14 protein-coding genes are annotated in these 12,974 nt (G+C 71.1%); 2 read left to right on the plus strand and 12 right to left on the minus strand.

The features are described 5' to 3' along the window. Positions 1–83: 83 nt before the first annotated feature. Positions 84–560: a helix-turn-helix transcriptional regulator gene (locus D0T12_RS25185; protein WP_158581626.1), complete on the plus strand. Its 477-nt coding sequence runs from the start codon at positions 84–86 to the stop codon at positions 558–560. A 10-nt stretch (positions 561–570) separates the two neighbouring features. Here the strand turns inward: D0T12_RS25185 and D0T12_RS25190 are convergent, their stop codons facing one another. The 9 genes from D0T12_RS25190 to lon form a co-directional block, all read right to left on the minus strand. Then, complete coding sequence (locus D0T12_RS25190; RefSeq protein ID WP_199487686.1) at positions 571–837, minus strand: hypothetical protein; 267 nt, start codon at positions 835–837, stop codon at positions 571–573. Positions 838–929: 92 nt separating this feature from the next. Beyond that, on the minus strand, positions 930–1,241 hold the full coding sequence (locus D0T12_RS25195) for a hypothetical protein (RefSeq protein ID WP_117402173.1): 312 nt from the start codon (positions 1,239–1,241) through the stop codon (positions 930–932). Beyond that, complete coding sequence (locus D0T12_RS25200; RefSeq protein WP_117402176.1) at positions 1,238–1,792, minus strand: phage tail tube protein; 555 nt, start codon at positions 1,790–1,792, stop codon at positions 1,238–1,240. The genes D0T12_RS25195 and D0T12_RS25200 overlap by 4 nt, the downstream gene beginning before the upstream one ends. Before the next feature lie 23 nt (positions 1,793–1,815). After that, a complete protein-coding gene (locus tag D0T12_RS25205; RefSeq protein WP_117402177.1) occupies positions 1,816–2,277 on the minus strand; it encodes a hypothetical protein in 462 nt (153 codons plus the stop codon). Between the two features lie 482 nt (positions 2,278–2,759). Further along, positions 2,760–3,542: an ATP-binding cassette domain-containing protein gene (locus tag D0T12_RS25210; RefSeq protein WP_117402179.1), complete on the minus strand. Its 783-nt coding sequence runs from the start codon at positions 3,540–3,542 to the stop codon at positions 2,760–2,762. After that, positions 3,539–4,609, minus strand: a complete 1,071-nt coding sequence (locus tag D0T12_RS25215) for an ABC transporter permease (protein ID WP_117402181.1) — start codon at positions 4,607–4,609, stop codon at positions 3,539–3,541. Before D0T12_RS25215 ends, D0T12_RS25210 begins: the two co-directional genes overlap by 4 nt. Next, on the minus strand, positions 4,606–5,556 hold the full coding sequence (locus D0T12_RS25220; protein ID WP_117402184.1) for a substrate-binding domain-containing protein: 951 nt from the start codon (positions 5,554–5,556) through the stop codon (positions 4,606–4,608). The genes D0T12_RS25215 and D0T12_RS25220 overlap by 4 nt, the downstream gene beginning before the upstream one ends. Positions 5,557–5,703: 147 nt before the next feature. Beyond that, on the minus strand, positions 5,704–6,714 hold the full coding sequence (locus tag D0T12_RS25225; RefSeq protein ID WP_117402186.1) for a Gfo/Idh/MocA family protein: 1,011 nt from the start codon (positions 6,712–6,714) through the stop codon (positions 5,704–5,706). 172 nt (positions 6,715–6,886) lie between these two features. Beyond that, positions 6,887–9,283 (minus strand): endopeptidase La, encoded by a 2,397-nt coding sequence (gene lon, locus D0T12_RS25230; RefSeq protein WP_117402189.1) that lies wholly within the window; start codon positions 9,281–9,283, stop codon positions 6,887–6,889. Between the two features lie 280 nt (positions 9,284–9,563). Here lon and D0T12_RS25235 point away from each other — a divergent pair, with 280 nt between their 5' ends. Beyond that, complete coding sequence (locus tag D0T12_RS25235; protein WP_199487688.1) at positions 9,564–10,451, plus strand: aminoglycoside phosphotransferase family protein; 888 nt, start codon at positions 9,564–9,566, stop codon at positions 10,449–10,451. Between the two features lie 689 nt (positions 10,452–11,140). On the opposite strand, the gene D0T12_RS25240 is transcribed toward D0T12_RS25235, so the two are convergent. The 3 genes from D0T12_RS25240 to D0T12_RS25250 all read right to left on the minus strand — a co-directional run bounded on the left by D0T12_RS25240 (position 11,141) and on the right by D0T12_RS25250 (position 12,968). Further along, positions 11,141–12,067 carry a bifunctional helix-turn-helix transcriptional regulator/GNAT family N-acetyltransferase gene (locus D0T12_RS25240; protein WP_117402191.1) on the minus strand — a complete coding sequence of 309 codons (927 nt, stop codon included), beginning with the start codon at positions 12,065–12,067 and terminating at the stop codon, positions 11,141–11,143. Positions 12,068–12,138: 71 nt separating this feature from the next. Next, entirely contained in the window at positions 12,139–12,462 is a 324-nt protein-coding gene (locus D0T12_RS25245) for a DUF3817 domain-containing protein (protein ID WP_117402193.1), read from the minus strand. 74 nt (positions 12,463–12,536) lie between these two features. Then, positions 12,537–12,968, minus strand: coding sequence for a hypothetical protein (locus tag D0T12_RS25250; protein WP_233526278.1), 432 nt, complete (start codon positions 12,966–12,968; stop codon positions 12,537–12,539). Positions 12,969–12,974: the final 6 nt, after the last annotated feature.

The following is a 12,974-nucleotide window of genomic DNA, read 5'->3' on the forward strand; positions in this document are numbered from 1 at the left end:
CGTGACCGGCAGTATCAGTACTCGCCCGGACCAACCAGGTGATGGACCGGTGTACCGACGTCCGGCTGCGACAGAATGAGGCGATGCTCATGCAACGTCACGCGACCGTGGGTGAGTCCGTGGCCACCCGGCGGGTCCATCTCGGCATGCGCCAGCGCGACCTCGCGACGGCCGCGGGTGTCTCCGAGACGACCATCCGCAACATCGAGGCAGGCCGCATGGGCGGCCGGCCGACGAAGTGGCCGCTGGTCGAACTGGCGTTGCGCTGGGCGCCCGGTTCCTTCGAGGCGCTCCTCGCCGGCGAGCAGCCGCGGGAACTCCCACCACCCGCGGCCCCGCCGAGCGACACCCCGTGGGCCGACCGGCTGCCCACCCGCATCCGCGACGAGCTCACCGAGCACGCGCTCTTCGACTCCGCCGTGATCGACCTCGACGACGATCTCCGGGTCATCGTGCTGGCCGTCGAGGCCGGGGACCGGCCGGGCGGCCGTTCGGGGCGGCGCCGCCGCGTGGAGCGCTGGGAACGCGTCCTACGACGGCTGCGCGGCCCCGACGACTGAACGGCCACGCTCACAGCCCTCCGAAGAAGGCGGCGAGCTCCCGCGGGCTCGGCGTGGCCGCCGTCTCCTCCTCCCGCGCGTCCCCCGGACGGGGCACCGGCTCCGGACGCGGCGGCTCCGAGTCGCCGTGGGCGCTGGTGAACAGCCAGTTGCCGATCGCCAGATGATCGACCACCGCCGCGAGCAGGTGCTCGACCGCGCCCCAGTCGGCCTCCTCGCCGTGCAGGGCCCGGACGAGCGCGCTGTCACGCGGCAGGTGCCGGATCAGCACCAGCACCCGCCGCGCGGACAGCGTGCCGCGGTGGAGATCGAGGAGATCGACCCCGTAGTAACGGAGCAGGTCGGCCTCGATCGCCTCGGCGTGCTCGGTCAGGAGCTCGTCGAGGCCGATCCTTCCCCCGGGAACATCCCCGAGTCCCGTCCGTAGGCCTCCACCAGCGCCTGGACGTCCTGGACGCTGACCTCGTGCAACCGGAAGCGCTCGAACTGCTCCCCGCCCAGCAGCAGCTCCAGCATGCCCTCCACATCGGACGGGTCGAGGTCGGCGAGCCGCTTGACGATCTTGTGCGGCAGTTCGGTCGCCAGCGCGTACCGCTCACCGTCGATCTCGAACTCCCAGTGCTGCCCGAGCGCCTCCAGCCGCTGCGCGCGTGCGGCGTTGACGCTGTAGCGGGCCGTCACTTCGTCATCCAGCTGGCCAGCGGCTTGACGGGGGTGGCGTCCGAGGCGACGGCGTTGATGGTGACGCCGAGCTTGACGGGGGCGTTCTTGGCGAACTGCACCTCGTCCATGTCGGTGACGACGCCCCGGGGGACGTAGAACCGGGTGACGCTCGCGCCGTCGGTGAACTCCAGGCCCAACGCGAACTCGGCCGGCACCGGCGTCGCCGAGATGTCGTACCGCATGACGCCGTCGACGTCGGGGGTGAGCGGGGTGTTGCCCGACCCCATGACGAACGGCAGCGTGTCCACGTTGATCTGGATCAGCTGGAACTTGACGGTCAGGTCCCGGTCGCTCTGGACGAAGCGGACCGCGGCCATGCTCTGCCACGAGTCCACGGGATCGAGCTTGTCCTTCTTGGTGAACTTGATCCCGTCGTTGGTGGTGTAACCGAGGTCCTTCCATTCGGCGCCCAGCGTCGTGCCGGGAGCCGCCATGTCGGTGTTCTTGGGCGCGACCAGCACCCGCCCGGTACCGGCGACGCGGATCTCGGTCGCGTTGATTCCTGCCATTTCTCTCTCCTTAGCGTCCGCTGCTATTGCAGCCGGATGAGCAGCCGCACATTGAGTGCGTAGCGGGTGCGTTGGGGGTCGGTGCGGTCGGTGAGGCGGCGCAGTCCCCGCAGCCCCACCTCCTCGGTGACGTCGGTGACGACCGACCCGGGGATCGAGACCTCCGGGAGGCCCGCCAGCAGCGCGCGGACCCGCCTCATCAACTCGTGCGCGGCCGTCGGGCTCGGCCCGTAGGTCTCGATGCGGATCTGAGCGTCGTCGAGTACCGGGTACTCGCGATACGAGCCGCCGTCGCGGATCAGCACCACGGCGGGCTGGGATCCGTCGTTGCCGCTCGGCAACACCGGCCCCACGGGGACGCCCGCCATCTCCGGCCGGGCCGTCAGGTAGTCCCCGACGAGGGCCTCGGCGTCGGGGAACACCGCGGCCACCGGAGCGTCGCCGGGCGGCACGGCCGCGGCGGCGGCGTCGAAGGCGATCGCCAAAGTGCTCTCCTTCCTTTTCGTACGGGCCCCGGAAGGCCGCGTGCCGGGGGCGCCCGATCGGTCATCGTTGATCCGGGCGTCGCGCACCGGCCACGGCCTTCCGGGGAGTTCTCCGAGACGTGCGACAGCCCCCGGCGAGAAATGTCCGGGGGCTGTCTCCAGGCGGCCGGTTCGCAGCATTGAGCCACCATCGACACCGATGATGACGGCGCGTCCGGCGTCCCGGCAATTGACCGGCTCAACGGCCGTCGCCCGTCCAGGAAAAGCGGAAGGCCACCGTCCGCGCACACGTCCGGTGGCCTTCCGGTGGCCCCTTCCAATAAGAGCACCACCATCGGAAACGATGATGACGACCCGGCCCAGTCAAGCTCAATTGACTGGACGAATCGCAATCAGGCAAAGGTCCCGCCGCGAACCCGTCTCAGGCCGCTTCGGTTCCGGGTCGCGCGAGGCGACGCGTCCCCGCTGGAGGGGTGAGCAGGTCAATCGCCTGCGACGTCCAGCTCCCGAGCGAGCTCCTCTAGTTCGCCGCCACCCGCCATCAGCGCGGTCAACTCCTCGCGGGTGATCTCGTCCTTGTTGTGGTCGCCGATGCTCCTTCCCCGGTTGAGGATGAGGAAGCGGTCCCCGACCGGGTAGGCGTGGTGCGGGTTGTGGGTGATGAAGACGACGGCGAGGCCGCGCTCCCGCGCCCGGACGATGTAGCGCAGCACAACCCCGGCCTGTTTGACGCCGAGGGCGGCCGTGGGCTCGTCCAGGACGAGGGCCCGCGCGCCGAAGTGGACGGCGCGGGCGATCGCCACGCACTGCCGTTCGCCGCCGGACAGGGTTCCGATGGGCTGGTCGACGTCGCGCAGGTCGACGCCCATCGCGGCCATCTCGCGGCGGGCGGTCTCGCGCATGGACACGATGTCGAGGCGGCCGAACCTCCGGCGCTTCTCGGAGCCGAGGAAGAAGTTCCGCCAGACCGGCATCAGCGGCACGACCGCGAGGTCCTGGTAGACGGTGGCGATGCCGCGGTCGAGGGCCTCGCGGGGCGAGCCGAACTCGACCTTCTCCCCCTGGACCTCGTACGTCCCGGTGTCGTGGCGGTGCAGCCCGGCGACGATCTTGATGAGGGTGGACTTGCCCGCGCCGTTGTCGCCGAGCACGCAGGTCACCTCGCCGGCGGACGCCTCCAGGTCCACGTCCCGGAGCGCGATGACGGCGCCGTGACTCTTCCCGACCCCGGTCAACCTGATCAGCGGCTGGTCCGTGCCCGTCATGACGTCCGCTCCACCCTGCGCCGGACGGCCAGGTTCACCACGGTGGCGATGAGCAGCATCGCGCCGAGGAAGAACCGGAACCAGTCCGGGTTCCACTCCGCGTACACGATGCCCTTGTTCGTCATGCCGAAGATGAACGCGCCGATCGCCGCGCCGATCGCGGACCCGTAGCCGCCCGTCAGCAGGCAACCGCCGATGACCGCGCAGATGATGTACAGGAACTCGTTGCCGACGCCCTCGCCGGACTGGACGGTCGCGAACGCGAACACCAGGTGCATCCCGGAGAACCAGGCGCAGAACGCGACGCCCATGAACAGGCCGATCTTGACGCGGTCGACGGGCACGCCGACGGCGCGGGCGCTGTCGGCGGACCCGCCCACCGCGAAGATCCAGTTGCCGGTGCGGGTGCGCAGCAGGATCCAGGTGGCGACCGCGACGAACAGCAGCCACCACAGCACCGTGATCCTGACGTTGACGCCGAGGACGTCCATGTCGGACGCGAAGACCGCGCGAGCGCTGTCGAACCCGTCCATGTCGCGGACGGAGTCGCTCGCGACGTTGCCGGTGAGGGCCTTCGTCACACCGAGGTTCAGCCCGGCGAGCATGAAGAACGTCGCGAGCGTGACGATGAAGCTCGGCAGCCTCGTCCGGACGTAGAGCAGCCCGTTGGCCGCGCCGAGCGCCAGCGTCAGGACGAGTGAGATCGCGACGCCCGCCCACACGTTCAGGGTCAGCTGGTACGCGGTCAGCGCGGCGATCAACGCCGAGGACGTCACCAACACCCCGGCGGACAGGTCGAACTCCCCGCCGATCATGAGCAGCGAGACCCCGACCGCCATGATCCCGAACGTGGAGCTCGCGTACAGGACGGTGGAGAACGACCCCGCCCTCAGGAACGCGTCCGCGACGACGGAGAAGAACACGAACAGCGCGACGGCGCCGAGCAGCGCGCCCAGCTCCGGGCGGCCGAGCAGCCGCCGCAGCGGGGACCGCCGGGCCAGGCGCTCGTCCGGGCCGGGACCGGCCACCGGCGGTTCCGCCACGCCCGAGGACGCGGCGCGGGTCATCGCGTCCCCCGGTTCGCGAACGCCTCCAGCCGCCCCGCGTTCTCCTTGGTGACGATCGCCGGGCCGGTCAGCACGGGACGTCCGCCGCCGAGGACGTTGCCGTTGGTCCGCAGCAGCCACAGCTGGTCGACGGCCTCGTATCCCTGGAGGTAGGGCTGCTGGTCGACGGCGAACGCGACGGCGCCCGACGTGATCGAGGCGATGAGGTCCCGGTTGAGGTCGAACGTGCCGATCTTCGCGTCGCCGCCGGCCTCCTTGACCGCGTCGACGGCGGTCGCGGCGAACGGCGCACCCAGCGTCAGGATTCCGTCGACGCCGTCGTCGGCCTGGAGCTTGGCCGTGATCGACGACTTGACGCCCGGCATGTTCGCCCCTTGGACGAAAAGGTTCCGCATCGTCCCGCGGAACGTCTTCCTCGCCCCGGCGCAGCGGGCCTCCAGGCCGACGTTGCCCTGCTCGTGGACGACGCACAGGGCGTTCTTCGCGCCGATCCTCGTCATCTCCGCTCCGGCGGCCTCACCGGCGATCGTCTCGTCCTGCCCGAAATGCGCGACCGCGCCGAGCCTCGCCGACTCGTGCTGACCGGAGTTGATCGAGACGACGGGGATCTTCGCGGCGGTCGCTCGGGCCAGGACGTCCCGCATCGCGTCCGGCTTCGCGAGGGTGACGATGATCCCGTCGACCCTCTTGTCGATCTGGGCCTGGACGAGTTCGGCCTGCTTGCCGCCGTCCGGGTCGGCCGCGTAGAGGAATTCGGCGCCGTCCTTGGCGGCGGCGGCCTTGGCCCCCTTCTGCACGATGTCCCAGAAGGTGTCGCCGGGGGCCGAGTGCGTCACCATGGCGATCTTCAACCGCGCGCCCGTGCCCTCCGCCTCCTCCTCGGCCTTCTTCCCTCCCTCGCTGCTGCAGGCGCCCAGCGCCAGCAGTCCCACGGTCGCCAGGGCCATCAGGCTCCTGGACGTCCCACGCGCGCACACGCCTCTCATGAGGTCGCTCTCCGTTCCCCCCCGATTTCCACCCGATCGTTCGGTCAGAGGAGTCGATCACAGATCGCGGCGGCGGACGATATCCGAGGGGTAACGGTGCTGGAGCCCTCACCTGCGGACCTCGTCCGTCCCGACGGCGCGGCCCTCCCGCAGCGACATCTCGCACGCCTCGGCGAGGTAGAACGCCTCCAGCGCCTCCTCGGGCGGGCACGGGTTGCCGCGCCGTCCGGCGACCATGTCCACGAAGGCGCGCAGCTCGGCGTCATAGGCGTCGGCGAAGCGGTCCATGAACCCGCAGTAGGCGTTCCTCGGCTCGGGTCCCCGTTCGGGCAGGGGGGTCGCGGGCGTGCGGTCGTCCAGGCCGGTGACGATGCTGTCCTTGGACCCGAACAGTTCCAGGCGCGCGTCGTACCCGGCGGCGTTGTAGCGGGTGGCGGACACGACCGCGAGCGTCCCGTCGTCCAGGACGAGCAGGGCCGATCCGGTGTCGATGTCGCCGTGCTCGCGGAAGAACTCGTCGCCCCGGTTGGCGCCGGCGGCGGTGACGCGGACGGCCTCGCGCCCGGTCACGAAGCGGATGAGGTCGAGGTCGTGGATCACGCAGTCGCGGAACAGCCCGCCGGAGGACGGGACGTACTCGGCGGGCGGCGGCGCGGGGTCGAAGCTGCACGAGCGGACGGTGTGCAGCCAGCCGAGCCGTCCCGACATCAGGGCCTCCCGGGCCGCCGCGTTCCCGGCGTCGAACCGGCGCTGGAAGCCGACCTGGACGGGCACCCCGGCGGCCGTGGCGGCCGCCATGATTTGGAACGTTCCATGAAGATCCGAGGCGAGCGGTTTCTCGCAGAAGACGGGTATGTCCGCGGACACCGCGCGCTCCACCAGCCCCGCGTGCGCGTCCGTGGCCGCCGCGACGACCAGCCCGTCGAGCCCCGCGGCGAACAGCTCCTCGACCTCGTCCAACGCCCTCACCCGGGCCGCCGGGGACAGGCGGGCCGCGAGGTCGCGGGCGCGGCACGGGTCCGCGTCGGCGACGAGCAGGGCCTCCACCTCGGGCAGCGCACCGAGGGCCACGGCGTGGCGCGCCCCGATGCGCCCCGCGCCGGCCAGTCCGATCCTCATCGATCCCCTCCCGGTGGGCGGTCAGGTGAGCACGAGTGTGCTGGGGCGGTCCAGCGTCGTCAACGACCGGTTGGCGCGCATATCGGCAATGGTGGCGTCCGAATCCCCTCTACCCGCGCCGGCCCCGCCGAAGCGCCCGCGCCGGGTCCCGGCGCGGGCGCCCGCGCGTTCTTCAGACCGCCACGGGCGTGGTGGCGGGCTCCAGGGCCAGTTCGAGCACCTCCCGGACGTCACTGACGGCGAACACCGTCAGGTTCTCCAGCACCTCCTTGGGGACGTCCTCCAGATCCGGCTCGTTGCGCTTCGGCACGATCGCGGTGGTGATGCCGAGCCGGGACGCGGCCAGCAGCTTCTGCTTCAGCCCGCCGATCGGCAGGACCCGCCCGGTCAACGACACCTCGCCGGTCATCGCCACGTCCGAACGGACCGGCCGCCCCGACAGCAGCGACGCCAGCGCCGCCGTCATCGTGATGCCCGCGCTCGGGCCGTCCTTCGGGATCGCGCCCGCCGGCACGTGCACGTGGACGCCGCGCTCCTTCAGGTCGCCGACCGGCAGCTCCAGTTCCGCCCCGCGCGAGCGCAGGTAGCTGAGCGCTATCCGCGCCGACTCCTTCATCACGTCGCCGAGCTGCCCGGTGAGGGTGACCCCCGTGTCACCGGTCTCCCGGTCGGCCAGCGACGCCTCGATGTACAGGACGTCGCCGCCCGCGCCGGTGACCGCGAGGCCCGTCGCGACGCCCGGGACGCTCGTCCGCCGCTCGTTCCGGCTCAGCTCCACCTCCGGCGTGTACCGTGGCCGCCCGAGGTAGTCCCGCAGGTCGTCCGCGCGGATCGAGACCGGCAGGGTCGCCTTTCCGAGCGCCACGTTGGCCGCGACCTTCCGCAGGACCCGCGCGATCGACCGGTCGAGGGACCGGACGCCCGCCTCCCGCGTGTACTCGGCCGCGAGCAGCCGCAGCGCGTCCTCGCCGAAGTCGACCTCCGGCGCCTCCAGCCCGGCCTTGTCGAGCTGGCGCGGCAGCAGGTGGTCCCGGGCGATCGTGACCTTCTCGTCCTCGGTGTAGCCGTCCAGCTGGACGAGTTCCATCCGGTCGAGCAGCGGCCCGGGGATCGCCTCCACCACGTTCGCCGTGGCGAGGAACAGCACGTCGCTCAGGTCGAGCTCCACCTCCAGGTAGTGGTCGCGGAACGTGTGGTTCTGCTCGGGGTCGAGGACCTCCAGCAGCGCCGCCGTCGGGTCGCCCCGGTAGTCGGCGCCGACCTTGTCGACCTCGTCCAGGAGCACGACCGGGTTCATCGACCCGGCCTCCCGGATCGCCCGGACGATCCGTCCGGGCAGCGCGCCCACGTACGTGCGCCGGTGGCCGCGGATCTCCGCCTCGTCCCTGACACCGCCGAGGGCGACCCGGACGAACTCGCGTCCCATGGCCCGCGCGACCGACTCGCCCAGCGAGGTCTTGCCGACGCCGGGAGGCCCGGTCAGCGCGAGCACCGCACCGCTCCTGCGTCCGCCCACGACGCCGAGGCCCCGCTCCTCACGCCGCTTCCGCACGGCCAGGTACTCGACGATGCGCTCCTTCACGTCGTCGAGGCCGGCGTGGTCGGCGTCGAGGACCTCCCGGGCGCCGGCGATGTCGTAGGCGTCCTCGGTCCGCGTGTTCCACGGGATGTCGAGCACGGTGTCGAGCCAGGTGCGGATCCACCCGCCCTCGGGGGACGCGTCGGACGACCGCTCCAGCTTGTCGACCTCCTTCAGCGCCGCCTCGCGCACCTTCTCGGGCAGGTCCGCCGCCTCGATCCGGGCCCGGTAGTCGTCCTCCTCGTCGGCGGGGTCGCCGTTCAGCTCCGCCAGTTCCTTGCGGATCGCCTCCTGCTGCTGCCGCAGCAGGAACTCCCGCTGCGTCTTCTCCATGCCCTCCTGGACGTCCTTGCGGATCGTCTCCGCCACGTCCAGCTCGGCGAGATGGTCACGCGCCCACCCGATCACCAGGGTGAGCCGCTCCACCACATCCGGGGTCTCCAGCACCTCGACCTTCTGCTCGGGCGACAGGTACGGCGCGTATCCGGCGTTGTCCGCCAGGGTGGACGGGTCGTCGATCTGCTGCACCACGTCCACGACCTGCCACGCGCCACGCTTCTGCAGGATCGCGCTGACCAGGCTCTTGTACTCCTTCGCCAACTCCTGCGCCCGCCCGGAGGGCGTCGGGGACTCGATCTCGGTCCCCTCGACCCACAGCGCCGCGCCCGGCCCGGTCGTCCCGGTCCCGATCCGCACCCGCCGCACACCGCGCACGACCGCGCCCGGCTCCCCGCCGGGCAGCCGTCCCTCCTGCTCGATCACACCGAGCGTGCCGACGGCGGCGTACTGCCCGTTCAGCCGCGGGACCAGCAACACCCGCGGCTTGCCCACCGACCGGATCCCCGGCCCCTTGGCCTGTGCCGCCGCCCGCGCCGCCTCGATGGCGGCCCGGATCTCCCCGCTCTCGGACAGGTCCAGCGGCACCACCATGCCCGGCAGCACGACCCCGTCGTCCAGGGGCAGCACCGGCAACGTCAGGGTCTCGCTCATGCTCAGCTCCAAGTTCAGTCCGAAGACCCAACACCAAGTTGAGTCATCCACACTCAAGAAACCGGAGCACGATTTTGTTTCCACAGCAACGTTCGCTCTCAGCGATCACGCCCGCCGCGGATGAAGCCACGTACCGCACCGTTGGGCGAAGCCGCGCAGTACCGCCCTAGGACATGAACAAGTGGTTCCGACTCGCCGGGGAGGTTTCCGGCTGCTTCTTCCCATGGGACTCCTCGAAAATACGTTGACGGGTGCAGCGCCGGGACGGTCTCGTGGGTGGATGGCCAAGATGCACGCCGGGGAGGCCGAGATCGATGCTGACCTCGTTCGGCGGCTGGTCGAAGGGCAGTTTCCGCAGTGGGCGGGAATGTCGATCGAGCCGCTCGTGTCCGGTGGGACCGTCAATGCCCTCTACCGTCTCGGTGATGGTCTGACGGTTCGGCTTCCACTCACCGGAGCGGGCGTCAAGGACCTGGAACGGGAGCGGCGGTGGCTGCCTCGGTTAGCGCCCATGCTGCCCGTCACGATTCCCACCGTCGTCGCGCTGGGCGAGCCCGGCGCGGGGTATCCGTGGGCGTGGTCGGTGCATCGGTGGATTGATGGTGAGACGCCCGTTGAAGGCGCCCTGGCTGAGCCTGAAGTACTCACGCGTGATCTGGGGACGTTCGTGCGGGTCTTGCGGCGGCTCGGTTTCGAGGGCGGGCCCGTGGCGTATCGCGGGGTTCCGCTGGCGACCGTGGACGTTTACACGCGGGAGGCGATCGAGGAGTTGCGCCGCACGGACGAACCCTTCGACGCGGACGCCGCCATGGCCGCCTGGGAAGAGTCGCTGGCCGTGCCCCCTTGGAAGAACGCTCCGTGCTGGGTGCATTCCGACCTCATGCCCAGCAACCTGCTCGTCGCCGGGGGCAGGCTCACCGCCGTGCTCGACTTCGCCACGCTCGGGGTCGGTGATCCGGCCTGTGATCTGATTCCCGCCTGGAATCTGCTGCCGGCGTCGTGCCGGGACGCGTTCAGGGAGACCGTGGACGTCGACGACGCGACCTGGGCGCGTGGTCGGGGCTGGGCGCTGTCCATGGCCGTCGTCCAGTTGCCCTACTACCGCGGCACCAACCCGGTCATCTCCGCCAACGCCCGTCACGTGATCGGTCAGGTCCTCGGCGGCTGATCTTCCCGGCGCCGTGGGCAATGCGGGGGCAAAGTCGCGATCTTGATCACGATTCTTTGCGACGGGTGCGGTTTACGCGCGCATGACGTGCGGGTACTTACCGCAACGAGATTGTGACAATGAGTGAAGGAAAGATCCTCGGGGCGGCAAAGCCCCGGGTTCAGGACGCGGGAGGGCCGATGCGACGTCGAGAGCGCGTGATCCTCCTCCCGTGTTCCACCCCGCGCGGCCCGGTCCGTACGGCCGAGGGCGTCCACGGCTCGTCCCCCCGCGACAGGCACCGTCCCCCAACGGGTGCGGCGGCGGGGACGCGCGGCGGCACACCTCGGGTCCTCGGCCGTACCGGACCGGCAGGGCCGCCCGCCGACCATCCCCGGAGCCCGGTGCCGCACGCCCCCGCGGCATCGGTGTCCCCCGCCGGCCGGGCCCGCGGCGCCGTCCAGTCGCGCCGCCGGCCCGGCCCCGGACGTTCGGGCGCCGACGTGGCGTCCGCACCCGTCCGCCGGACGGTCCTCCCGCCCGGCCCACAGCAGGAAGGGGGTGACGGTCAGGACCGAGACGAACCGGCGTCTCGCCGGTGAGATCAGCGGCGGCCGGAACTCCGTCCGACCCCCGTCCCGGCCGCCAGAGCAGCCTAGGGATCGCTGCGGATCCGGGCCCGTGGAGGCAGACGCCGCCACGGGCCCGCTTCAGAGTTTCCTGCGCCAGACCTGCCCGTGGACGACGCTCCCGAAGCGCTCCACCGGCCGTTCCTCCGCTTCCAGGACGAACCCGGCGCGTGCGTAGATACGGTGCGCGGAATGTTGCAGCGCCGTCGTCCACAGCATCATCTCGGCGTATCCGACCTCGGTCGCGAAGCGGACGCACTCCTCGACCAGGGCTGATCCGACGCCCAGACCGCGAGTGTCCGGCTCGACGTGCAGCAGCCGCAGTTGGGCGACGTCGTCGTCGCGGCGGACGCAGAAGACGCCGCCCACCCGGACGCCGCCGGCCTCGGCGATCCAGGCGTTCTCCCGCCGCGGGTCGTGGTTGCGCGCGTAGTCGGCGACGATCTCGGCGACGAGGGCCTCGTAGGTGCGGTCCCAGCCGCACTCCACGTCGTAGAGGGCGCCGTTGCGTTCCACGATCCACCCGAGGTCGCCGGGGCGCGGCGGGCGCAGCACCACGCCGCCGTCCCGGTCCGGGCGGTCGCCGAGGACGCCGTGGATGGTCCGCATCGCGGCGAGCAGGCCGGGTCGCTCGCCGGGCGGCAGCCCGTGCAGCAGGTCGCGGATCTCCGTCACGGACCGCTCGTCGAGCATCGCGAAGACCTCGCGGCCCCGGGAGGTGAGCCGGACGACCTGGCGGCGGGCGTCGTCGGGCGAACGCTCGCGGGTGATCAGCCCGTCGCTCTCGAACCGGGTGAGCATCCGGCTGAGATAGCCCGCGTCCAGCGCCAGGGCGCGGCGCAGGGCGAGGACCTCCGTGTCCGGCCGCTGCGCCAACTCGAAGACCACCCGCGCCTCGGTGAGGGAGTACGGGGACCGGACGAGCCCCTCGCCGAGCACACCGATGACCCCGGTGTAGAAGCGGTTGAACGCCCGGACCGTCTCGACGTCCTCCTCGGTCACCACCATCGCCGACCTCCAACGTTTGACTCAGTCAAACATTACTGGACGCGACGGCGGATCCGCCAGCCGTTCGGGGTTCAGACGTTCGCGACGGCCTCGGCCTTGCGCAGGGCCCGCGCGTCCCGCACGATCCCGCGTTCGACGAAGAAGGTCATCAGCGGGACGATGCCGCCGAGCACGATCATCACCATGCGGCTCAGCGGCCAGCCGGTGCGCCGCCACAGGTCGTAGGCGACCAGCAGGTAGACCATGTAGAGGAAGCCGTGGACGGGCGCCACCACGCCCGCCAGGGCGGGCTCGTCGATCGGCGAGTACTTCAGGACCATCCCGATCACGAGCAGCACCAGCAGCGTGCCGACCACCAGCGCCAGGACCCGGTACCTGACCAACGCGCCTGCCACAGGACACACCTTTCGTTCGACGGTCCGCACGGTGCCGGACGGCGTGTGCGGCCGGAGGGCGGCGGACCGCCGCGTCAGCCTCGTCCGCCGCTCTGGGAGTTGAGCCGGGCGAGGTAGCGGTTGTAGGCCGCCAGCGCCGGGTCCTCTTCCTCCTGGCGACGGATGATCTCCTGCTTGACCTCGGCCTCCGCGGGCTCCTCGATCACCTTCGGCGCCGGGCTCGTGCCCGCCCGCTCGTCGCGGATCATCTTGACCCACATCACGATCACGAAGATCGCGAAGATCGGCCATTCGAAGGTGTACGCCCAGCTTCGGTCGTTGCCTCCCTGGGCGCGGTCGAACTGCCACCAGCCGAAGCCGAGGAACGCGCCGCACAGCACGAGCGCGAGCACGTGCAGCCCGATCCAGCCAGGGGTGAGGAACCGTCGCACGGCATCGAGCCTACCCCCGGTCACATGGACCTCGAACACGACCCCGCCCGTCCACCCGTACCGGATGGGGATCATCCTCCG

It is taken from the genome of Actinomadura spongiicola (assembly GCF_003432485.1).
Classification (GTDB): domain Bacteria; phylum Actinomycetota; class Actinomycetes; order Streptosporangiales; family Streptosporangiaceae; genus Spirillospora; species Spirillospora spongiicola.

Excerpts from the sequence above, each read along its gene's own strand:
- lon (WP_117402189.1), bottom strand. The coding sequence starts at position 9,283 with ATGAGCGAGACCCTGACGTTGCCGGTGCTGCCCCTGGACGACGGGGTC.
- D0T12_RS25235 (WP_199487688.1), top strand. The coding sequence starts at position 9,564 with ATGGCCAAGATGCACGCCGGGGAGGCCGAGATCGATGCTGACCTCGTT.
- D0T12_RS25215 (WP_117402181.1), bottom strand. The coding sequence starts at position 4,609 with ATGACCCGCGCCGCGTCCTCGGGCGTGGCGGAACCGCCGGTGGCCGGT.
- D0T12_RS25250 (WP_233526278.1), bottom strand. The coding sequence starts at position 12,968 with ATGATCCCCATCCGGTACGGGTGGACGGGCGGGGTCGTGTTCGAGGTC.
- D0T12_RS25200 (WP_117402176.1), bottom strand. The coding sequence starts at position 1,792 with ATGGCAGGAATCAACGCGACCGAGATCCGCGTCGCCGGTACCGGGCGG.
- D0T12_RS25225 (WP_117402186.1), bottom strand. The coding sequence starts at position 6,714 with ATGAGGATCGGACTGGCCGGCGCGGGGCGCATCGGGGCGCGCCACGCC.
- D0T12_RS25240 (WP_117402191.1), bottom strand. The coding sequence starts at position 12,067 with ATGGTGGTGACCGAGGAGGACGTCGAGACGGTCCGGGCGTTCAACCGC.
- D0T12_RS25220 (WP_117402184.1), bottom strand. The coding sequence starts at position 5,556 with ATGGCCCTGGCGACCGTGGGACTGCTGGCGCTGGGCGCCTGCAGCAGC.
- D0T12_RS25185 (WP_158581626.1), top strand. The coding sequence starts at position 84 with ATGCTCATGCAACGTCACGCGACCGTGGGTGAGTCCGTGGCCACCCGG.
- D0T12_RS25210 (WP_117402179.1), bottom strand. The coding sequence starts at position 3,542 with ATGACGGGCACGGACCAGCCGCTGATCAGGTTGACCGGGGTCGGGAAG.